At 64.3% G+C, this 20,122-nt stretch carries 18 protein-coding genes and 1 pseudogene; 9 read left to right on the top strand and 10 right to left on the bottom strand.

The window, feature by feature from the left end:
* Window positions 1-5 precede the first annotated feature (5 nt).
* Genes QNM97_RS26330 through QNM97_RS26320 form a run of 3 tightly spaced genes read right to left on the bottom strand, consistent with a single transcriptional unit; the run spans window position 6 to window position 3,276 of the window.
* Window positions 6-1,265: a cytochrome P450 gene (locus tag QNM97_RS26330; protein ID WP_283821007.1), complete on the bottom strand. Its 1,260-nt coding sequence runs from the start codon at window positions 1,263-1,265 to the stop codon at window positions 6-8.
* A gap of 1 nt (window position 1,266) precedes the next feature.
* Window positions 1,267-2,811, bottom strand: coding sequence for an acyl-CoA synthetase (locus tag QNM97_RS26325; RefSeq protein WP_283821006.1), 1,545 nt, complete (start codon window positions 2,809-2,811; stop codon window positions 1,267-1,269).
* Between the two features lie 60 nt (window positions 2,812-2,871).
* Window positions 2,872-3,276, bottom strand: coding sequence for an SCP2 sterol-binding domain-containing protein (locus QNM97_RS26320; protein ID WP_094601224.1), 405 nt, complete (start codon window positions 3,274-3,276; stop codon window positions 2,872-2,874).
* Window positions 3,277-3,444: 168 nt separating this feature from the next.
* On the opposite strand from QNM97_RS26320, the gene QNM97_RS26315 reads away from it, so the two are divergent.
* Window positions 3,445-3,999: a TetR/AcrR family transcriptional regulator gene (locus tag QNM97_RS26315; protein ID WP_283821005.1), complete on the top strand. Its 555-nt coding sequence runs from the start codon at window positions 3,445-3,447 to the stop codon at window positions 3,997-3,999.
* 18 nt (window positions 4,000-4,017) lie between these two features.
* On the opposite strand, the gene QNM97_RS26310 is transcribed toward QNM97_RS26315, so the two are convergent.
* Both QNM97_RS26310 and QNM97_RS26305 read right to left on the bottom strand, forming a co-directional pair.
* Window positions 4,018-4,884 (bottom strand): alpha/beta fold hydrolase, encoded by an 867-nt coding sequence (locus QNM97_RS26310; RefSeq protein WP_283821004.1) that lies wholly within the window; start codon window positions 4,882-4,884, stop codon window positions 4,018-4,020.
* A gap of 147 nt (window positions 4,885-5,031) precedes the next feature.
* The gene (locus QNM97_RS26305; RefSeq protein WP_283821003.1) at window positions 5,032-6,096 is read right to left on the bottom strand and encodes a Glu/Leu/Phe/Val family dehydrogenase; all 1,065 of its coding nucleotides are present in this window, start codon (window positions 6,094-6,096) and stop codon (window positions 5,032-5,034) included.
* A 111-nt stretch (window positions 6,097-6,207) separates the two neighbouring features.
* On the opposite strand from QNM97_RS26305, the gene QNM97_RS26300 reads away from it, so the two are divergent.
* The gene (locus QNM97_RS26300) at window positions 6,208-6,642 is read left to right on the top strand and encodes an Lrp/AsnC family transcriptional regulator (RefSeq protein ID WP_020169830.1); all 435 of its coding nucleotides are present in this window, start codon (window positions 6,208-6,210) and stop codon (window positions 6,640-6,642) included.
* 250 nt (window positions 6,643-6,892) lie between these two features.
* Window positions 6,893-8,484 (top strand): annotated as a pseudogene (locus tag QNM97_RS26295) (APC family permease).
* 124 nt (window positions 8,485-8,608) lie between these two features.
* Here QNM97_RS26295 and QNM97_RS26290 read toward each other — a convergent pair.
* Window positions 8,609-8,926: a putative quinol monooxygenase gene (locus tag QNM97_RS26290; protein ID WP_283821002.1), complete on the bottom strand. Its 318-nt coding sequence runs from the start codon at window positions 8,924-8,926 to the stop codon at window positions 8,609-8,611.
* A 108-nt stretch (window positions 8,927-9,034) separates the two neighbouring features.
* Complete coding sequence (locus QNM97_RS26285; RefSeq protein ID WP_283821001.1) at window positions 9,035-9,829, bottom strand: sulfite exporter TauE/SafE family protein; 795 nt, start codon at window positions 9,827-9,829, stop codon at window positions 9,035-9,037.
* 174 nt (window positions 9,830-10,003) lie between these two features.
* On the opposite strand from QNM97_RS26285, the gene QNM97_RS26280 reads away from it, so the two are divergent.
* Window positions 10,004-10,642 carry a DUF1345 domain-containing protein gene (locus QNM97_RS26280; RefSeq protein ID WP_283821000.1) on the top strand — a complete coding sequence of 213 codons (639 nt, stop codon included), beginning with the start codon at window positions 10,004-10,006 and terminating at the stop codon, window positions 10,640-10,642.
* A gap of 175 nt (window positions 10,643-10,817) precedes the next feature.
* Here QNM97_RS26280 and QNM97_RS26275 read toward each other — a convergent pair whose 3' ends face one another.
* Together QNM97_RS26275 and QNM97_RS26270 are read right to left on the bottom strand one after the other, a co-directional pair.
* Window positions 10,818-11,969, bottom strand: a complete 1,152-nt coding sequence (locus QNM97_RS26275) for an acyl-CoA dehydrogenase family protein (protein WP_283820999.1) — start codon at window positions 11,967-11,969, stop codon at window positions 10,818-10,820.
* A 4-nt stretch (window positions 11,970-11,973) separates the two neighbouring features.
* Window positions 11,974-13,167: a thiolase family protein gene (locus QNM97_RS26270; protein WP_020169823.1), complete on the bottom strand. Its 1,194-nt coding sequence runs from the start codon at window positions 13,165-13,167 to the stop codon at window positions 11,974-11,976.
* A gap of 233 nt (window positions 13,168-13,400) precedes the next feature.
* Between QNM97_RS26270 and QNM97_RS26265 the strand changes: the two genes are divergently transcribed.
* Together QNM97_RS26265 and QNM97_RS26260 are read left to right on the top strand one after the other, a co-directional pair.
* Window positions 13,401-14,009: a TetR/AcrR family transcriptional regulator gene (locus QNM97_RS26265; RefSeq protein WP_283820998.1), complete on the top strand. Its 609-nt coding sequence runs from the start codon at window positions 13,401-13,403 to the stop codon at window positions 14,007-14,009.
* 114 nt (window positions 14,010-14,123) lie between these two features.
* Entirely contained in the window at window positions 14,124-15,011 is an 888-nt protein-coding gene (locus QNM97_RS26260) for an oxygenase MpaB family protein (protein ID WP_283820997.1), read from the top strand.
* Window positions 15,012-15,025: 14 nt separating this feature from the next.
* On the opposite strand, the gene QNM97_RS26255 is transcribed toward QNM97_RS26260, so the two are convergent.
* On the bottom strand, window positions 15,026-15,679 hold the full coding sequence (locus tag QNM97_RS26255) for a TetR/AcrR family transcriptional regulator (RefSeq protein ID WP_283820996.1): 654 nt from the start codon (window positions 15,677-15,679) through the stop codon (window positions 15,026-15,028).
* Between the two features lie 623 nt (window positions 15,680-16,302).
* On the opposite strand from QNM97_RS26255, the gene QNM97_RS26250 reads away from it, so the two are divergent.
* From QNM97_RS26250 to QNM97_RS26240, 3 genes are all read left to right on the top strand, one after another.
* Entirely contained in the window at window positions 16,303-17,634 is a 1,332-nt protein-coding gene (locus QNM97_RS26250) for a GGDEF domain-containing protein (RefSeq protein WP_283820995.1), read from the top strand.
* Between the two features lie 234 nt (window positions 17,635-17,868).
* Window positions 17,869-19,518 carry an acyl-CoA dehydrogenase family protein gene (locus tag QNM97_RS26245; RefSeq protein ID WP_283820994.1) on the top strand — a complete coding sequence of 550 codons (1,650 nt, stop codon included), beginning with the start codon at window positions 17,869-17,871 and terminating at the stop codon, window positions 19,516-19,518.
* A gap of 123 nt (window positions 19,519-19,641) precedes the next feature.
* On the top strand, window positions 19,642-20,094 hold the full coding sequence (locus tag QNM97_RS26240; protein WP_283820993.1) for an RrF2 family transcriptional regulator: 453 nt from the start codon (window positions 19,642-19,644) through the stop codon (window positions 20,092-20,094).
* The last annotated feature ends 28 nt before the right edge of the window (window positions 20,095-20,122 follow it).

Here is a 20,122-nt window from a genome sequence, read left to right as displayed (position 1 = left end):
TCCTGTCAGAGGGTGTAGGGCATGGACTTGACCGCGCGGACGAAGTTGCCGGTGAGGTACTCCGGCTCGCCGACGCGCAAGGTGGGCGCACGGTGCAGCAGTTGATCGAAGAGCTCGGTCAACTGCATCTTCGCGACGAAGCTGCCCATGCAGAAATGTGGTCCTCCGCCACCGAACCCGACGTGCGGGTTGGGCCAGCGCTTGATGTCGAACCGGTTTGGGTTCTCGAATACCGCTTCGTCACGGTTGCCGGAGGAGTACACCATCGCCACCCACTCGCCCGCCTTGATCTCCTGACCGCCGAGCACCGTGTCTTCAGTGGCCGTGCGACGGAAGGTCATCACCGGCGAAGCCCACCGCACGAACTCCTCGACCGCCGGCTTGATGCGTCCCGCAAAATCGTCGAGCAAGTACGTACGTTGATCGGGGAAGTCCTGGAAGGCCTTGGTGGTGAGGCTGATCGTGTTGCGTGTGGTGTCGTTGCCTGCCACCGACAACAGCACGAAGAACGAGGCGATCTCCTCGTCGGTGAGTGCTTCGCCGTCGACCTCGGCCTGCACGAGCCCGGTCATGAGGTCGGCCTTCGGATGCGTGCGGCGCTCTTCGGCGAATTCGAATCCCATCGACAGCAGCCCGACCAGGGATTCGTTGAGAACCTCTCCCGGTTCCCGTCCGGCGGCGACGTCCTCGTCGGCCCACGACACCATGCCATCGGCATGATGAGCGGCCTCTTCACGCTTGTCGAGGTCTTCCAGACCCATCATTTCGTAGATGGTCCACATGGGTAGACGCTTGGACACGACGTCGACGAAGTCGCCCTCGCCCTTCTCGATCAACTGGTCCACGATGATTCGCGACTGGTTCTTGATCTGCTCGTGAATCTTCTTGACCTGTTTGGGCGTGAACGCCGAGCTGACCAGCTTGCGCAGAGCCGCATGCCGCGGGTCGTCCATACCCAGGAACGAACCCGCAGCCGACAGCACGTCGTCGGGTATCTCCTCGAACTGGAAACCCTGTCCAGAACAATACAATTCCGGATGCTTGCTCACCTCGGAGATGAGTTCGTGGGAAGTAACCACCCAGACGCCGTCGTTCTCCGGGGGCATGATGGCCCCCTCGAGCGGTGCGTGCCAACTGATCGGGCGCTGCGCCCGCAAGAGGGCGAACGTCTTCTCTCGTTCCTCGGCGGTCTGCGCCCAGAAGTCGAGACCCGAGATACTCAGTTCGTCATAGGGCCGAGCCGGGCTGTGCAGAGTACTGGTCATGTCACGCACCACTTTCCACGAGGTAGTTCTTTTCGATATCCCGCTTGATCAATTTTCCGGTGGCGGTTCGCGGCAGCTCGTCGACGAAATCGACCGATCGGGGAGCCTTGAAATGTGCGATCCGTTCTCGCGTGTACTCGATGATCTCGGCGGCGAGATCGTCGGAAGGAACTTCACCGTCGCGCAGTGCGACCACCGCCTTGACCTGTTGGCCCATCTCGGCGTCGGGCACGCCGATCACTGCGACGTCGAAGACCTTCGGGTGCAGGGTCAGGACATTCTCGATCTCCTGCGGGTAGATGTTCACGCCGCCGGAGATGATCATGAACGCCTTGCGATCGGTCAGGAACAGATATCCGTCCTCGTCGACATATCCGAGATCGCCGACGGTGGTCCAGTTCTCGTGTTCCGGATGCTGCGCATCTCTGGTCTTCTCGGGATCATTGTGATACGTGAACGGCCGCGTCTCCCGTTCGAAATACACCTGGCCGACTTCTCCGGTCGCCAGCTCGTTGCCGCCGTCGTCGCAGATGTGCACCGGGCCGAGCGCCGACTTGCCCACCGAACCCCGCTTGGTCAGCCACTCCTGAGTGGTGATGATCGTGGTGCCGTGTTGCTCTGTGGCGCTGTAGTACTCGACCAGGATGGGACCCCACCAGTCGATCATCGACTGCTTCACCTCGGGCGGACACGGTGCAGCGGCGTGGACGGCGACCCGCATACTCGAGATGTCATAGGCATCACGCGTTCTCGCCGGTAGTTGTAGCATCCGAACGAACATCGTCGGCACCATCTGGGTGATGGTGACCCGGTACTTCTCGATGGCCGCCAACGCCTTTTCCGCATCGAACTTCTCCATCACCACCACGGTTCCACCCAGCGCATGCACCGCTCCGCACCACTTCAGGGGGGCAGCGTGATACATCGGGGCCGGCGAGAGGTACACGTCGGCGTCGGTGACCTTGAAGACGTGTTGAACGAGGCCGGTGATCGGGTCGCCGGGTTGGTCAACCTGGATGGGAAGCAAGGTGGGCTTGATCCCCTTGGGTCGGCCGGTCGTTCCGGACGAATACAGCATCTCCGAGCCTCTGGGCTGATCGACCAACGGGTTCACGTCGGCGACGAGCAGGTCGTCGTACCGTCCGAAACCGTCGATCTGCCCACCGAAGGCGAACGTCGCCAGATCCGTCTCGCCGACCTCGGCCACCGCCTTGGTCGCCAGTTCACCCAGCCTCGCCGATGCGAACAGCACTTTCGCACCACTGTCGCTGATGATGTAGGCAACCTCGCCGGGTGCGAGGTGCCGATTCACCGCGGTGATATAGAGCCCTGACCTGATCGCTGCCCAGTAAAGCTCCAGTACCTCGGCGGTGTTCTCCGAGAGCACGGCGATGACGTCGCCCTTGGCAAGTCCATTGTCGCGCAGTGCTGCCGCGAGTGCCGCCGACCGTTGTTCCAGCTCGCCGTAGGTGACGGTGTGTCCACTACCCGCCATGATGATCGCCGGCTTGTCGGGATTCACCGCAGCATGAGTGCCGGGATACATTCAGATTCCTCCTTGTTGCAACTCGACCGTTTCGCCACCGATGACCTCGGGTGGGCGCTCTCAGACCAGAAGGTCTTTGCGGCCGTCGGTCGTGAGGTTGTCGATGTAGACCGGAAACAGCTTCTTGCCGAGCGGAGCCAGCTTGAGCAGACTCGCGACGTTGCCACTGACCGAGATCTTCTTCTTGGCCATGGCCAGCGGGAGATTCACCTTGCCCTGCCAGTAGGCGTTCCCCGTGTCGGCGGGCATCGCCATGGTGGCGTGTGGCTCAGGGCTTCCCTCAAAACCGTCATAGACCTTCTTGTTCACCGCGTCGACGACCACCACCGCCTCCGGTGCGGTGAAGTCGAAGGCGAACACCAGCCCGCTGTCGACGAGCTTCGGCCCGATCTCCGCATCGTCGAATGCGGTCTCAAAGATCCCGCCGATGTACTTCCTGACCTCTGCCGCGTCTGCGAACGCCATGACTCTGTCCTCCTGATTAAAATATAACTTCGATTCAAAACAGTCCACAGACCGTCCCTGCGCTGCGGAAATCTTCAGGGCTTGACTATGAGCTGAGTCACAAAGACCATAGCATAAGTTCACTTATGGACAAGCCCCGATCTCGGGCCGAACACACGAGGAGCCGCGGTGTCGACAAATCACTCCCCCGACGCGTACTACGAGACGGGGCTCGCGATCCTCTCCGACCTGGGCTTCGGCGGCCTGAAGCTCGCAGAGGTATGCCGGAGATCCGGCGTCACCTCCGGGTCGTTCTATCACTACTTTCCGAAATGGTCGGCCTATACGACCGGCCTCATCGAGTACTGGCGGGAGGATCGGACGGTGCGGTTGATCGCCGGCTTGGACAGCGAACCCGATCCGTGGGCTCGGCTGCGACACATCATCGAGATCGGGGTGTCACTCCCCCATGGCGCCGAAGCCGCCATTCGGACGTGGAGTCGCCTCGATACCGCCGTCCGCGGAGTACAGGCAGACGTGGACCGACAACGTTTCGATGCGGTGGCATCCGCGGTCGCCGAGATCACCGGCGACCGCGACGCCGGTGATCTGTTCGCGCACTGGGCCGTCTATCTGCTCGTCGGCTTCGAGCAGAGCAACCTCGGATCCGACACCGCGGCGCTGGAGCAGGCAATGAATCGGCTTGCGGGAGAGATCGAATCACTGATTCCGACCGCCGAGTAGGGGACGGTGTGCAGTCTCTCAGAGCTGATGCCGCACCAAGAACTCCTCGATCGCCCCGGCGAACACCTGATTGTCGTCACCGGCGACCATGTGTCCGGCCGCACTGACGTCGGCGATCTCCGCCTGCGGGACAAGGGCTTTCATGGACTCGATTCCGGAATCGCTGACCACGTCCGACTTTCCGCCGCGCACGATCAACGTGGGGATCGTGACCTGGCGTGCCGCCGCGGTGAGTCGAGCAGGATCGGTGTGCCGGCGCGGCTCATCGTCATCGGAGGCAATGAACGCCGGGTCCCAATGCCAGTACCAGCGGCCGTCCTCACGCAGCCGGACGTTCTTGCGCAGCCCGTCGAGATTCTTGGGGCGTCGACGCGTCGGGTTGTATGCGGCGATCGCGTCGGCGACCTCCTCCAACGACGCAAAGCCGTCGATGTGGTCGGTCATGAACGTCTTGATCCGGTCGATCCCCTCGGGTTCGACGTCGACGACCACATCCACCATCACCAGTGCCGAGGCGAGGTCGGGATGCTCGCCGGCGACGCACAGGCTGGTGATCCCGCCCAGCGACGCGCCGATCAGCACCGGCTTGGCCGGCAGGGTGGCGAGTATCGCGACAAGATCGTCGACAAAGCCGTCGAGCGCATAGTTGCCATCGGGCGCCCAAGAACTGTCACCATGCCCCCGGGAATCGAAGGTGTACACCTCGCGCCCCTGCTCAGCCAGCGCTTTCGCGCTCCGATCCCACGAATGCCTGGTCTGACCACCACCATGGAGCATGACGATCGGAGCCGACTCACCCCGAGCGCCCCACCGGTCGCCGACGATCGTCAGCGGCCCCGTGTCGACGGAGATCTGTGCTGCTTCGACATCATGCGCGGGAGTCATGGCGAGTCCTTTCCGAGGTCACATGGCTTGCACCTCTGACATCGACATAACCAGACTCACGGCCGGACGTGCACGTCGGCCACCGAAATTGACTCGGTGCACCTCGGCCATCGGAAGGTAGCCACGGCCACCATCGGAAGGTGGCGACTACCGCGCGGCGGCGAAGTACGGCCGGTACTTCCGCTTGCCCTCGACGATCTCGATGGCCATCGCGAGGGCGACGCTCACACTGTCGGTATCGGTCGATGCTGCGCGAGAAAGGATGTCGCGGGCGGTGTCGGCGATCGCGTCGACCCGGCCTTCCAGTCCTTGCTCCCCATCGTGGATCTCGGCCTCGACGGCGAGCAGCCCGCCCGCGTTGGCGACGAAGTCGGGGACGTGGACGATTCCCCGGTCGCGCAGGTCCCGTGCGAGCGCCGAATGGGCGAGCATGTTGTTGGCGGCTCCCACCAGGATCGAGGCGCGCATCCCGGCGATCACCCGCTCGTCGATCACCCCGCCACCGGCGCACGGTGCGACGACGTCGACGTCGGAGAGCAGGATCTCGTCGAGATCGACTGCGGTGATGCCGATCTCGTCCATGGCGCCGCGTACACGCTGCGGATCGATGTCGGCGCCGAACACCTGGGCCCCGGCACCGGCCAGCATGCGTGCGGCGTGCAGACCGACATTGCCCAGACCCTGGATGGCGACACGCGCCCCGTCGACCGACCGGCCGGATGCCTCCAATGCCACCTCGATGCTGCGGACCACTCCGCGAGCGGTGAAATACGACGGGTCGCCGCGCTGACTGGACACCACCTCGACGTGGCGTCCGATCAGTTCGAGATCACGCACCGAGGTGCCCATGTCCACGCCGGGGATGTAGCGGCCACCCAGGGCGGCAATGTATTTCGCGTGGGCTACCAGGATTTCGTCACGGTTGGCCACGCGGGGATCGACGTTGATCACGCTTTTGCCGCCACCGAGCGGCAACCCGGCCAGTGCCGCCTTGTAGGTCATCGCCTGCGCGAGGTTCATCGCGTCGGCGATCGCGTCGGCTTGTGTGGGGTAGGCGCGCATACGCACACCGCCGAGCGATGGGCCGAGGGTCGTATCATGCACGGCGATAACCGATTCGAGGCCGGCTTCGGGATCGCGGCAGAGCACGATCTGCTCGAAGTCGCGGTTGGAGAAGTCGTCGAGGATGTCTGCCGAAGATGCTGTGGTCATGGCGCAGGACGGTAGTGAGCCAGACAACGGGCCCACAAGGACTTGGCGCAAACTACCGCTCACAACGCAAATCTTTGTCAGCTATGCCGCAGCTGCGATAAATTGTTGCGTATGGTCGAGCTCGACGATGTGGATCTTCAGCTGCTGGCACTGCTGTCCGACGACGGCCGCGCCACCTTCTCCGATCTGTCGTCACGGGTGAATCTGTCGGTGGCCGCGACCAAACGTCGCGTCGACCGGCTACGGGCCCAGAATGTCATCACCGGATTCACCGCCACCATCGACCACGCGGCGCTGGGCCGACCCGTCGAGGCGTTCACCGAGGTCCGCTATGTCGGGACGTCGCAGCCCGACGAGATGATGGCCGAGATGACGCGCATCCCGGAGGTCGAGGCCGTCTACACGATCGCGGGCGATCCCGACATGCTCGTCAAGGTGCGCGCACGCGACCACAGCCACCTCCAGCAGGTGATCAATCACCTGCGCCGCGGCGGCAAGGCCACCGGCACGAAGACCATGATCGTGCTCGGCTCCTGGCATCGGTGAGCGCAAAGAACATGAACTGATCACCCGGATTCGTTGAATCTTTTGCGTTCACGAGCGGATTCGACGATTCTTCTCGACGTGTCCCACGTCACACTGCTTGCATGAACGGCACTACCGGCTTCCGACTGTCCGACGAGACCGGGCGACAGTGCACGCGGTGACCCCGCGCGCCCCGCCCCGACAGCCCACCCCTGGGGGTCGGTAGCCAGATGCGCTCTGCGCCTAGCGAACCCGCTGTGAGGAGACACCCATGCCCGGAACCGGGATATGGCGGACAAAATCCGTCGAGCAATCGATCGCCGAGACCGATGAACCGCGCAGCAAGTTGCGCAAGGATCTGACGACACGTGACCTGACCGCCTTCGGCGTCGCCGTGGTCATCGGCGCAGGCATCTTCACGCTCACCGCCCGCACCGCGGGCGACCTGGCTGGACCATCGGTCTCGTTGGCCTTCATCCTCGCCGCGGTCGCCTGCGGGCTGGCCGCCCTGTGCTATGCGGAGTTCGCGTCCACGGTGCCCGTCGCCGGCAGCGCCTACACGTTCTCCTACGCCACCTTCGGCGAGTTCATCGCGTGGATGATCGGCTGGGACCTGATCCTCGAATTCGCCTTGGCCAGTTCGGTGGTGGCCAAGGGGTGGTCGCTCTACCTCGCCGACTTCATCGGCACGTCGACCACCATCGCGATCGGCGGGTTCAAGGCCGACTGGGGCGCGGTGCTGATCATCGCGGCGATCACCTTGACCCTCACCTTCGGCGTGAAACTGTCCTCGCGCGTGTCCACCATCATCACCGCCATCAAGGTGGCTGTCGTGCTGCTGGTGATCATCGTCGGCGCCTTCTTCATCGACACCGACAACTACCGTCCGTATGTGCCTGCCGCCGAACCAAACACGAGCGGGGCGTCAGGTCTGCACCAGACGTTGTTCGCCATGCTGAGCGGATCCGACGGCAGCAACTACGGGTGGTACGCCTGCTGGCGGCGGCGAGCCTGCTGTTCTTCGCGTTCATCGGATTCGACGTCGTAGCGACCACCGCCGAGGAGACCAAGAACCCGCAGAAGTCCATTCCCCGTGGCATTCTCGGCTCTCTGGCGATCGTCACCGTGCTGTACGTGGCGGTCACCATCGTGCTGACCGGCATGGTGAACTATCAGCAACTGCGCACCGGCAGCCCGCTGGTCAGCGACGGAAGTGCGACCCTGGCAACGGCTTTCGAGGCACATGGGGTGACGTGGGCCGAGACCGCCATCAACGTCGGTGCGCTCGCCGGTCTGACGACCGTTGTCATGGTGATGATGCTCGGGCAGACCCGAGTCCTGTTCGCGATGTCGCGCGACGGCTTGATCCCGCGGTCGTGGGGCACCACCAACAAATCCGGGAACCCGGTGCGTATCATCATGATCGTGGGTGTCGTCGTCGCCGTGATCGCCGCGGTGTTCCCCATCGAGACCCTGGAGCAGATGGTCAACATCGGTACCCTGTTCGCCTTCGTCCTGGTGTGCGCCGGCGTCCTCGTCCTGCGCAAGACCCGCCCCGATCTCAAACGCGGATTCCGGGTGCCCGGCAGCCCGTTCGTGCCGATCGTCGCGATCGTGGCCTGCGGTTGGCTGATGATCAATCTGTCCGTCGAGACCTGGATTCGTTTCGTGGTGTGGATGCTCGTCGGGATCGTGGTCTACGCCCTCTACGGTCGTCGACACTCGGTGCTGGGGTTGCGCGCACGCGTGGCGCGTGACGCTGAGGCCGGCTCGTCGGAATTCGCCGCCGTGCAAACCGAGATCATGCAGACCGAGGCAGTGATCGATGAAGCGGCCGAGGACCGGGTCCCAGCCCGCGACTGAGCGTCCGAAACCCGCCGACAGCGCCCGTCACAACGCCGACAGCGCCCAGCTGGGCGTCGAGAGCGCTCTGACGGGCGCTGTCGGCGGGATACTGAGCGCTGTCGGCGCGGTCAGCGGGACCTGGTCAGAGGGCGCCCTTGTCCGCATCACCCGCGGGCACAGCGGTGAAGGTCTTGACGTCGAGCGGCCCGGCCAGCAATCCGCCGATCGCGCCTCCGAGCTCGGTCAGCGCGGGGGCGCCGCCGTGGACCTGGAGCGCCTCGGCGGATTCCCACTTCTCGATCATCACGAACTCGTTGCCGGTGGCCGACTGGTGCAGCGCGTACAGCTCGCAGCCCGGCTCCTGGTGCACCTTGTCGATGGCGGTGAGGATGGCCGCACGGACCTCCTCTTCCTTACCGGGTTGCGGGGAAATCGTTGCCACCACGATCACTGCGGACATCGTCGTCACTCACCTTCGTCTCGTCGAACACAATCGAAGAATGACGCTACGCCGGATCGCGGCGCAGCGGAACAGAACTGATGTGGAACAGACTGCTGCAGAACAGGCTCAGGCCAGCAGCCGCCACAGCCCGATCAGCCCGACCACGACGATGAGGATCCGTAACGCCGTCGGCGGGAGCCGACGCCCGTATCGGGCGCCGAGGACCCCACCGACCAGCGACCCGACGGCGATCAACCCGGCCGCGGTCCAATCGATGCGGTCGAAGGCCACGATCGTGTAGGTCACCGCCGCAACCACATTCACGATCAGCGAGAGCAGGTTCTTGGCGGCGTTGAGGCGCTGGAGGTCGTCGGGGGCGATCACGCCGAGCGCCCCGATCAGCAGGATGCCCTGCGCGGCGGTGAAGTACCCGCCGTAGATGCCGACCACGAAGGTCGCCGCGGTCATTGCTGCGATCCTGGTGGGGCTCAGCGGAAACGCCTCGGTGACGGCTCCGGCATGCCCGACGATCCCTGATCGACTCAGCGACCATCGCTGGATGCGTGGTCCTGCGACGACCAGGATCAGCGCCCCGACCAGCAGGACCGGCACGACCTTCTCGAACACCGTCTCCGGCAGATGTAGGAGCAGGAAGCACCCCAGCAATGCGCCGAGGAAGGAGCCGGGTATCTGCCAGCGCAGCCGAGGCCACTGTCCCTGCAGTTCGCGGCGGTAGCCCCAGGTTCCCGACACCCCGCCGGCGACCAGACCGATCGCGTTGGAGATCGTGGCCGTCACCGGTGGCACCCCGAAGGACACGAGTGTGGGGAAGGTGATCAACGTGCCGCTGCCGACCAGCGCGTTGATGGCACCCGCCCCCACTCCCGCGACGAGGACGGCGACGAGCTCCCAGGTGGACATGGCTACAGGGTGCCCGGTGGTCCGGGCGGGATGGTCAGGTGGGTGGGGTCGGCGAGGTGCCGCGATGAATGCCCATCCCGAACCCGACGTGACCGGACGGGTTGCGGGTGACATCGAAGGCGTCGCGGGTTGTGCCAGTGGCGCAGACGCAGTGGTGCTACTGATGGTGGGGTGATGCGCTTCGTTCCGAACACAGCTGCGCCCCGGGTCCTGGTGTCGGTGGTGTGCGGCGCCGCCCTCGGGGTCGGGGTCGGCCTACTCGCCCGGGATGCCGGGCATGGCGTCCTCGCCGGAATCGCGACGACCGCCGGGGTTTTCGTCCTTCTCGGCTGGGTGGCGTTGTGGCCCATGGACGCCGCCGACACCCGAGCGCACGTGGGACGGGAGGACTTCCGTCCCATCGTCGACGAGGTGATCGTGGTGGTCGCGGCACTCTCGGCGCTCGGCGGAATCGTCGGACTACTCATCGACGGCGGCTCGCACGCCCACTGGATACCCGCGGCGATCGCCCTACTGGGGGTGTTTCTGTCCTGGGCGAGTCTGCACCTGATGTACGCAACCCGATACGCATTTCTCTACTACGCCAAGGGAAAAGCCGGCGGGATCGACTTCAACTCCGACGACCCGCCGGCCTTTCGCGACTTCTTCTACTTCAGCTACAACCTCGGAATGACCTATCAGGTATCGGACACCTCGGTCTCCGACCGCGAGATCCGGTCGGTAGCCCTACGACACTGCCTGCTGTCCTACGTCTTCGGAGCAGTCATCCTGGCGACGACGATCAACCTCGTCGCGGGGATCGTGGTGGGTTAGGTCCACGATCGAGCCGGGCGGACTTTGGTCCGATGGTCGAGGTGTGACGAGCCCCCTGGGGCGAGGAACCTCGAGACCACCGACAGCCGACGCTGGTACGAAACCAGCATCGGCGCAAGAGGTCTCGAGGCCCGGCGCCTGGAGCGCCGGGCACCTCGACCACCAGGGGAAGGGCCTACAGGCCCATATCCCGGCCGATGAGGTCCTTCATGATCTCGGTGGTACCACCGAAGATCGTCTGGATGCGCGAGTCGGTGTAGGTGCGAGACACCTTGTACTCATTCATGTATCCGTAGCCGCCGTGCAGCTGCACGCAGCGGTCGATGACCCTCTTGGCCAGTTCGGTGCACCACCACTTGTTCTTGGCGGCGTCGACGGCGGTCAGGTCACCGTCGAGGACGGCGCGCAGGCAGCGGTCGATGTACTGCTCGGCGATGTCGAGTTCGGTCGACATCTCGGCGAGGTAGAACCGATTCGCCTGGAACGCACCGATGGGTTGCCCGAAAGCCTTGCGGTCCTTCGTGTACTGCAGCGTCTCCTCGAAGACGGCACGAGCGCCGGCGATGGCCCCGATGCCGATCGAGAGCCGCTCCGACGGCAGGTTCTGCATGAGGTGGTAGAAGCCCTTGTTCTCCTCGCCGAGGAGATTCTCCCGGGGCACCCGGACGTCGGTGAAGTGCAGTTCGGCGGTGTCGGCTGCCTTGAGGCCCATCTTGTCGAGCTTGCGGCCCCGCTCGAAGCCCTCCATGTCGCGTTCGACGACGAGTAGCGAGAATGCCTTGTGGCCGGCGCCCGGATCAGGATTGGTGCGGCACACGACCACCACCAGATCGGAGTTGATGCCGGCGGAGATGAAGGTCTTGGAGCCGTTGAGGATGTAGTGGTCGCCGTCGAGGCGGGCCGAGGTCTTGATCCCGGCGAGGTCGCTACCGGCGCCGGGCTCGGTCATGGCGACCGCGAGAATCGTTTCGCCCGTGGCCATCCCGGGCATCCATCGAGCGCGCTGTTCCTCGTTGGCCAGGTGCAGGAAGTAGGGGACGAGAACGTCGTTCTGCAGGCTCAGACCGGGTGCGGCGCTACCGAAGCGGGCGAATTCCTCGACGATGACAGCATTGAAACGGAAGTCGTCGGTGACCCCGCCGCCGCCGTACTCCTCGGGGATGTTGAAGCCGAGAAGTCCGGCGTCGCCGGCCTTCTTGTAGGCCTCGCGGTCGACCTGCCCTGCGGCCTCCCACTTCTCGACGTTGGGCGCGCATTCGCGGGCGAGGAATTCGCGGGCGGATGCGCGCAGTTGCTCGTGCTCGGCCTCGAAGACTGTACGTTTCATGGATTCAGATCCGTTCGATGATGGTGGCGTTGGCCATTCCGGCGCCTTCACACATGGTCTGCAGACCATAGCGCCCGCCGGTGGCCTCGAGATGATTGACGAGCGTCGAGAGCAGTCGGGTGCCCGACGACCCGAGTGCGTGGCCGAGGGCGATCGCCCCGCCGCGCGGGTTGAGCTTGGCCGGGTCGGCGCCGAATTCGTGCGCCCACGCCATCGGCACCGGCGCGAAAGCCTCGTTGACCTCGTAGGCGTCGATGTCGCCGATCGACAGGCCCGAGCGCTTGAGCACCTTGTGGGTTGCCGGGATCGGCGCGGTCAGCATGAAGATCGGGTCGTCGCCGGCCAGCGAGAAGGCGTGGAAGCGGGCACGCGGCGTCAGGCCGAGCTTGGCGGCCATGGTGTCGCTCATGATCAGCGCCCCGGAGGCACCGTCGGTCAGCGGCGAGGAGTTGCCGGGGGTGATGTGCCAGTTGATCTCGGGGAAGCGCTCGGCGTATTCGGGGCTGTAGAACGACGACTTCAGTCCGGACAGACCCTCCTGGGTGGTCTGTGCGCGCACCGTCTCGTCGACGGCGTGGGTGACCCGGTTGCCGTCGGTGTCGGCGACCTCGATCGGCAGGATCTCCTTGGCGAAGAAACCATCCGCGGCGGCCTGCGCGGCACGTCGATGCGACTCGGCAGCGAACGCATCCACCGCATCCCTGTCGAACTTCCACTTCGCCGCGACCAGCTCCGCCGAAATACCCTGGCCGACAAGCCCTTCGGGGTAACGAGCGGCAATGCTCGGTCCGTACGGGCTCTGCCCGACGGTGGTGAAGCCCATCGGTACCCGGCTCATGGACTCGACGCCCGCGGCGATCACGATGTCGTACGCACCCGCGATGACGCCCTGCGCGGCAAAGTGCGCCGCCTGCTGACTCGACCCGCACTGCCGGTCGACGGTGGTCGCGGGCACCGACTCGGGGAATCCGGCCGACAACAGTGCGGTGCGCGAGATGTTGAGCGCCTGTTCCCCGGCCTGGCCGACGCAGCCACCGATGACGTCGTCGACGAGGGCCGGGTCGAGGTCGTTGCGCTCGACGAGTGCGCGCAGCACGTGCGCGAGCAGCTCGACGGGCTTGGTCTGCGAGAGTGCGCCGCCGGGCTTGCCCTTGCCGGAGGCAAGGCGGACGACGTCGACGATGACGGCTTCGGGCATGGGGAGAACCTCCGGAGGATTCACGGCGCCCGGGTTGCGGCGAGGCGTGTGCGCCCACGCAAGAACCCAAACCACCGACTGATCGTTCGCTAAGTTTGTAACACGGCGGTGTGATGCAGATCAACAATGTCGCAGGCCCGGACGGCCCGCGAGTTTGCCGACGCCGACGGTCCACCACCCGCGTCTGGATGTTCGGACGGCGTACATGATCGGCGCTACTAGGATCGGACCCTATGGCCCGCGAGAGGAGATCGACGCCGTCGCGATACGCGCGCGTGCGGTTCCTCGAGGCGGGTCTCACCGTCCTCGCCGAGGACGGATTCGGTACGCTCAAACTCGCGGCGGTCTGCGCCCGCGCCGACGCCACCACCGGCAGCTTCTATCACGCGTTCGACAACTGGTCCGAGTTCACCTCGGCGCTGATCACCTATTGGCGCGAGGAGAAGAGCCAGCGGCCGATCGCCGAAGCGCGCAAGGTCACCGACCCGGTCGAACGCCTCACGGCACTGATGGACGTCGGCCTGACCCTGCCCCACGATTCCGAGCGGGCCATCCGTGTATGGGCCGCCCAGGATCCGGAGGTCCGCAAGCATCAGGAGGAAGTCGACCTCGAACGGCGCGACTTCATCGCCGAGACCTACCGCGAGGCCCTCGGCGACGACTTCGCCGCCGAGGAGTACGCCACCATCTCGATGTATCTGCTCGTCGGATACGAAAGCGGGACGCTGCGCTCCTACGAGGCCCTCGACCTGGGATTTCGGATGTTCCTGCAAAGCGCGATCGGTCCGCTCGGCGAACTCGGCGACGCGGCCAGGACCCCACCCCAGCCCCCCGGCCACTGACTTCTGCCCGTCCTTTCGGACTCCCCGGCTGAGCCACACCCCGCGCCTTGTGTGACCCCTTGCACAAAACTATAAGTCGTCTTATAGTCGATGCCACGACGCAAGGAGGCAGTCATGCTCAGGATCGACCGCAACCACGGCTTCGACCCCGACACCGACTTCGGCGAGATCTACCGCAATCTCGTCACCTACGAGTTCCCCTGGGACATGAACCAGGCACTGAGCTTCGCCCTCTTCCGCACTTACGCCGTACCGAGTATCGGACGACTGCTCGACGAGACCGGCGAGTTCACCAAACGCGTGCAAAAGCGCTACGACGACACCGGCTTACTCCTGGAAGTTCCTCTACTGGAGGGGATTTCCAGTCCGCAAGGCAAGGCGGCCATTCGCCGCATCAACCAGATGCACAAGATGTACGACATCACCAACGACGACATGCGTTATGTCCTGGCAACATTCGTCGTTGTTCCCAAACGGTGGATCGATGATTACGGGTGGCGCCGGATGACCTACGAGGAAGTGCGCGCGTCGGTGCTCTATTACCGCTCGCTCGGAAAGCACATGGGGATCACCGGCATCCCGGAAACCTACGAGGGCTTCGCACGCCTGCTCGATGACTACGAGGCCGCGCACTTCGCCTTCGACGCCGGGGCACGGCGCGTCGCGGACTCGACGATGCACCTGATGACGACCTTCTACCCGAAACCGGCGGCGCCCCTCATCGACATCTTCAGCCGGTCGGTGATGGACGACCCGCTGTTGCAGGCATTCCACTACCACAAGCCGAATGCGTTGGCGCGCAAGCTCTCTGTCGCCGGACTCCGCGTGCGCGCCCGCGTCGTCGCACTGCTGCCCTCCCGGCGCGCACCCCGCCTGGTCCGCAACATGCCACGAATCCGCAGCTACCCCAACGGCTTCGAGGTCGATAAGCTCGGTACCTTCGCCCCCGGATGTCCGGTCCACCGGACGACCGAAGTGGTCGAGCAGGTGTCGACCGGCTGACCGAACCCTGGATCTCAGCTGTCGTCGGCGGCGCCGAACTCTACTGCGGCGAGCGCGATCCGCACATACTCCGCTGCCGTCTCCGCAGGTGTCTTGGGCCCGTCGGGGTAATACCAGCTCGCGATCCCCTGACACATGGACAAGATCGCCCGCCGCGCAGAGTCGGGCACCGACGTCGCGAAAACCCCGGCGCGGCAACCGTCTTCGATTGCGTCACGCAACTGTCCGTCGATGGTGTCGCGATGCTCACGATACCATCGGCCGTTCTCAGCAGTCAGTGAGCGGCGCTCGGAGTCCAAGAAGGCCAGGTCCCGGTAGTTGGCCATATACAACGCGGTCGCCTCGACCAGCGCCGAGAGCCGGCGCACCGGATCGTCGCCGGCCTCGGCGAGCGCGGCGTCGATGTGGGCGCTGACCGTGCTCATCGCGTGGTCGAACAGCGCGACGAGGATCGCCTGCTTGTTCTCGTAGTGGTAGTACAGCGCCGGAACCGTCACGCCGACCTCGGCGGCGATGGTGCGCACACTGGTGGCGTCATAGCCGTGCTCGACGATCTGTGTGAGGGCGACGTCGAGGATCTTCGGCAGAGCCAGCGGCGGATAGTGCCGCCAGTCGTCGACGGGAACGGCCACGGCCGAACGGGCGTACACCGGTGTGGCCTGGCCCATTGCCCCTCCCCATCGTCTACGAGCGTTCGGTTGCTGTGTGTTCGTGATCGGCTCCGATGCTAGACGGCCGGATGCTGTCCGCGACGATCACGCCCGCCGCCGTCACCGACATCGGCGGGACATCAACGGACATCCGTCCGCGCCGCACGGTCCCGCCGGGCCGCCGCCACCTACGACCCAGACCTCGTCAGGGCACCGGGGCCGAGCACTCCCCACCGGGGTTCAGAGTCGCCAATCGTGAGCACAAGCCCTATCGCCCGAGACTGCCAGCACCTGGCTGTACGACCGCAATCAGATACGCTTCCGCACCCAAATGCGCGATCGAAGACTCGAGTTTTCGGGCCTATCCGCTCCTCATCAACGTCGCAAACGCTCGGCCCACGACCGACGGCGCCGTACACCGTGCGCCGTTGATCAGCAAGCCCCTGGGCACACTCCACGTATGTCGCACCATCAACGATAATTGCCGACGTTTGACACTTTCTGCTTGAGAATCATCTCGAATATTCTTTCGCACCAGACATGAAGTGCGGCGCGAGAATGGATACCATACAGAAGGTCTAATCGGGGGTGTAGAAACCAGAATTGCAGCGCCAACTGCAATAAGGAGAGGTAACCCGACGGTGCCATCGCGTGTGCTTCGATTGCTCACCCAGAAGAACAGTAGTGCGCCTGAGGATGCGGCGCAGGACGACACCCTCGCACGCGGCACAACATCTCGCGACAAAAGCGTCTGGACTGCAGCACGTGGATCGATCGCACTCAGTGGCGGCAGCGTCTACGTCGCCCGGTGGGGCATCGCCGCGCTGACAGTGTGTTTCGGCATCTTAGCTCTCTTAACCACCACGACGCCGGACGGAACACAGGGATCGACCTCGCGGAGTGTCGCTGTTCTGGCAATAGCTGTATCCACAGTACCCGCCGCGGCCCTGATCACCCGTTTGCGGGTTGCTCGTTCGTGGTGGTCGGTGGAACCGCATGCTCATCGACCGACCTCGATGAACAATCTCTTCGTCGCGTACGCCGATGTCGGAATGATCATCACACTTCTGCTACTACGAAATCCATTGACCGCGCTACTGGCGACCGTGCTCTTCGCCATCATCGGGGCCTACGTCGCGCACTTTGTCCGCTTACGCGTTATTCTCGGCCATATCCTGGCAAGCAGTTCGATCATCATCTGGCTAGCAGTGGGCGCCATCCGGCATGGAGCCCACGACGGCACATCCGTCCTGCTAGCCACAGCCTCACTCATATCCGCGAACGGGGTCGTGATGTTGCTGCGGTCGTACTCATCCACGTTCAAAAAAGCGTTGGCCATGCAGACAGATTGGGCCAACACCGACCCGCTGACCGGCGTAATGAACCGTCGTAGTTTCTCCATCGCGGCCTCGGAGATCCTCCGCTCTCAGCGTCCGGTGACGCTGATCATGATCGACGTCGATCGGTTCAAACACATCAACGATGAGCACGGGCATGCAGTCGGAGACGGCATCCTGTGCGACCTCGCTCGACGGATCGCGGACCTCGCCCTGCCCGACGCCGCCATCGGACGCATCGGAGGTGACGAGTTCGCCGCCGTCATGCGGATGCCGGCAGATCAGGCGCGCGCACTGATCCAACGAATCCATCTGCCACTTGAGATCCAGAGCGGTATTCCCGTGACCGTCAGTGTCGGGGCAGTGGCTTATGGCGAGTTCAGTGTCTCACCGGCGTCATTGGACGATGCCATGTCGGCCGCCGACAATGCTCTACTCGAGGCGAAACAGGCTGGTCGCAATAATCACGTCATGGTGGTGGCCACCGAGACGCGAGGACTGTACGAGCACTCGATCCGCCCCACAGAATTCGTTCGTTCCGGTAAGACCACATTCCGAAAGCGTGCACGGACCACGGCCCGGCCGACGATCGGCACACCGACGCCTGCCAACGAAGACGTGGAGTCCGCGATCTGAGCAGCACAATCGGCCACGGCACGCTGATCGCAGCACCGAGATCCTGGGGCATGCGACACCGGCCGCGGCTCGTGCAGTACCGATATGACGAGCGAACTCGACTTCTGTGGCGGCGCTCTCGGAACAAGCGAACCTCAACCCCACCACACCGACCCGCTCGGTCCGGCCCGGCAGTCTGTAGAGCAGTGGCATCGCGCACCAGGCCCTAGAACGACTCCATCGACACTATCGAAGGTGCCCGACGTCGTCGATCAGCCCGACCGGCCCGGACGCGGCCCCGACATGATGGGCTGCAGGCCCATGACCTCCTCGCCACCAGTTCCCGCTGCGATATCGGCAACCCACGCCGCGACGTCGATCAGCACCGACGGCCGCAACGCATCCGGGAGTTTCTCAGATCTCACAGTCGCCCAACTGCGCGGTGAGGAATCGGCAACGCGCGGTAGCCCGCCGGTAACAGAATTAAACCGGTATCGGAAATACCGGTTTGGGATTGTCATGGTCGATCGCAGCTCGTGCAACGGGGCCAAGCAGTGGTCGTCTGTGAAAACCCTGCAGAACTGGAGACACCCAATGTCCATCAATTTCACAATGTCCTCGGAGCAGCGCACACTGCAGCACGAGGTCCGCGAATTCGCCGAGAACGTCCTGGCACCCATCATCATCGAAGCCGACGCAGAACCCGATCCGCTCAAGGGTTTTCAACTCACCAAGCCCGCCTACATCGAGGCCTACCGCGCCGGGATCGCCATGTGCATGCTGCCGTCCGAGTACGGCGGGGGCGGCGTCTCCTGCGTCGACCTGGTCATCGCCGCCGAGGAGATCTGCGTGGTCGATCCCGGCTTCGCCTGCACGGTGCTATGCAACGGGTTGGGACTCATGCCGATTGCCTGGTACGGGAACGACGAGCAGAAGGAGAAGTTCCTCTCCGCGGCGACATCCGATCCCACCGGCGAGTACCTCGGTGGGTGGACGGCCAGCGAGCCGCCCGGACACCCCGCCGGCACGGCGAACTTCGATATCCAGCTGTCGCGCCCGGCGGGCGTGGGGCTCACCGCAGTGCGCGACGGTGACGACTACATCGTCAACGGCCGCAAGTACTGGCCCTCTTCGGCTGGGTGGGATGAACGGGGCACCAACGCCGGAACGCTCATCGTTCGCACCGATTCGGACAAGGGCGGCACCGAGGGCTTGTCGGCCCTGATCCTCGAACGCAACACTCCCGGTGTCAGCTACCGCCATCTCGACAAGATCGGCCACCGACTCGCTTCCAACGCCGAGATCGTGTTCGACAACGCGCGAATCCCCGCCGCCAATCTCCTGCCCGGCGCAGCCGGGAACGGTGATCTGGTCATCAACCGCAACTTCGCCTGGTCCGGCCCGGTGGCGGCCATTGCTGCAGTCGGGATGGCGCGCGCTGCATACGAAACCGCGCTGAACTGGGCCAAGACGAACACAGCAGGTGGACTAAAGCCGATCATCGGCTTCCAGAACGTGGGCTACGTGCTCGGTGACGTGGCATCGAAGATCGAGATGGCCCGTTCATTCTCGTGGCGGGCTGCGGACTATCTCGACAAGCACGACCAGCATGCGGAGTTGGTCGGCGCCATGAACAAGATCCAGGTCACCGAGATGATGTTTGACTGCGTCTACAAGTGCATGCAGATCGTGGGCGTCAACAGCCTGGAAACGAAGTACGGATTCGGAAAACTGTTGCGCGAAGCTGCGGTCCTGCCGATCTACGATGGCGGCAACATGGGTATGCAACGTCGCCGCGTCCACGGCATCATCGCAGATCCTGCCTTCAATCCGCGCGCCATCATGGAGGACGAATACGTGAAGTTCGGCAAGCACCACGAGAGCATCGGCACCATCGCAGGCTGACGCACACGGGGGTGCGGTGCAAGCGGTCCGACGGCCCGGCCCCGCCGCACCCCCACTCGTGCGAACCGCGGCGACCGCTGGTGGCCGGTACGATCGGTGAACACGTTGCCGCTGGAGGCCACCATGAAGCACACGAGCCACGCCGACTACGCCCTGAGGGTGTTGCTGTATCTGCGTGTCGCACCCGAACGTCGTGGATCAGTCGCCGACATCGCTTCGGCCCACCACATTTCGCGTAACCACCTGGACAAGGTGGTCCAGAAGCTGGCCGGCGCCGCGATTGTGGAGACGACACGAGGCCGGGGCGGTGGAGTGCATCTGGTGCGAGATCCGGCCACCATCACTGTCGGGCAGATCATGCGAATCATGGAGTCCGACTTCGCCGTTGTGGAGTGTCTGGGACCGGTGCGTTACTGCCGCATCGCGGGAGTGTGCGGGGCTCGTAGTGTCTTTGCACAAGCTCTCGATGCGTATTTCGAGGTCCTCGATCGGGCCACGCTGGCAGACATCGCCACCAATGATTACGGCTTGCTCGGTGCGCTCGGCATGACGCACAGTGGACCCCCGGTCGCGTGACCGCTTGACCTAGACGTCACCGCGCCTT

Origin of the sequence: Gordonia sp. L191 (genome assembly GCF_030077625.1) — a bacterium.
Classification (GTDB): domain Bacteria; phylum Actinomycetota; class Actinomycetes; order Mycobacteriales; family Mycobacteriaceae; genus Gordonia; species Gordonia polyisoprenivorans_A.
The sequence above is the reverse complement of the archived record's forward strand: the minus strand, read 5'-3'. Positions and strand labels throughout refer to the sequence as shown.

Coding starts and splice junctions, on each gene's coding strand:
- QNM97_RS26330 (WP_283821007.1), bottom strand. CDS start 1,265: ATGACCAGTACTCTGCACAGCCCGGCTCGGCCCTATGACGAACTGAGT.
- QNM97_RS26325 (WP_283821006.1), bottom strand. CDS start 2,811: ATGTATCCCGGCACTCATGCTGCGGTGAATCCCGACAAGCCGGCGATC.
- QNM97_RS26320 (WP_094601224.1), bottom strand. CDS start 3,276: ATGGCGTTCGCAGACGCGGCAGAGGTCAGGAAGTACATCGGCGGGATC.
- QNM97_RS26310 (WP_283821004.1), bottom strand. CDS start 4,884: ATGACTCCCGCGCATGATGTCGAAGCAGCACAGATCTCCGTCGACACG.
- QNM97_RS26305 (WP_283821003.1), bottom strand. CDS start 6,096: ATGACCACAGCATCTTCGGCAGACATCCTCGACGACTTCTCCAACCGC.
- QNM97_RS26300 (WP_020169830.1), top strand. CDS start 6,208: ATGGTCGAGCTCGACGATGTGGATCTTCAGCTGCTGGCACTGCTGTCC.
- QNM97_RS26290 (WP_283821002.1), bottom strand. CDS start 8,926: ATGTCCGCAGTGATCGTGGTGGCAACGATTTCCCCGCAACCCGGTAAG.
- QNM97_RS26285 (WP_283821001.1), bottom strand. CDS start 9,829: ATGTCCACCTGGGAGCTCGTCGCCGTCCTCGTCGCGGGAGTGGGGGCG.
- QNM97_RS26280 (WP_283821000.1), top strand. CDS start 10,004: ATGCGCTTCGTTCCGAACACAGCTGCGCCCCGGGTCCTGGTGTCGGTG.
- QNM97_RS26275 (WP_283820999.1), bottom strand. CDS start 11,969: ATGAAACGTACAGTCTTCGAGGCCGAGCACGAGCAACTGCGCGCATCC.
- QNM97_RS26270 (WP_020169823.1), bottom strand. CDS start 13,167: ATGCCCGAAGCCGTCATCGTCGACGTCGTCCGCCTTGCCTCCGGCAAG.
- QNM97_RS26265 (WP_283820998.1), top strand. CDS start 13,401: ATGGCCCGCGAGAGGAGATCGACGCCGTCGCGATACGCGCGCGTGCGG.
- QNM97_RS26260 (WP_283820997.1), top strand. CDS start 14,124: ATGCTCAGGATCGACCGCAACCACGGCTTCGACCCCGACACCGACTTC.
- QNM97_RS26255 (WP_283820996.1), bottom strand. CDS start 15,679: ATGGGCCAGGCCACACCGGTGTACGCCCGTTCGGCCGTGGCCGTTCCC.
- QNM97_RS26240 (WP_283820993.1), top strand. CDS start 19,642: ATGAAGCACACGAGCCACGCCGACTACGCCCTGAGGGTGTTGCTGTAT.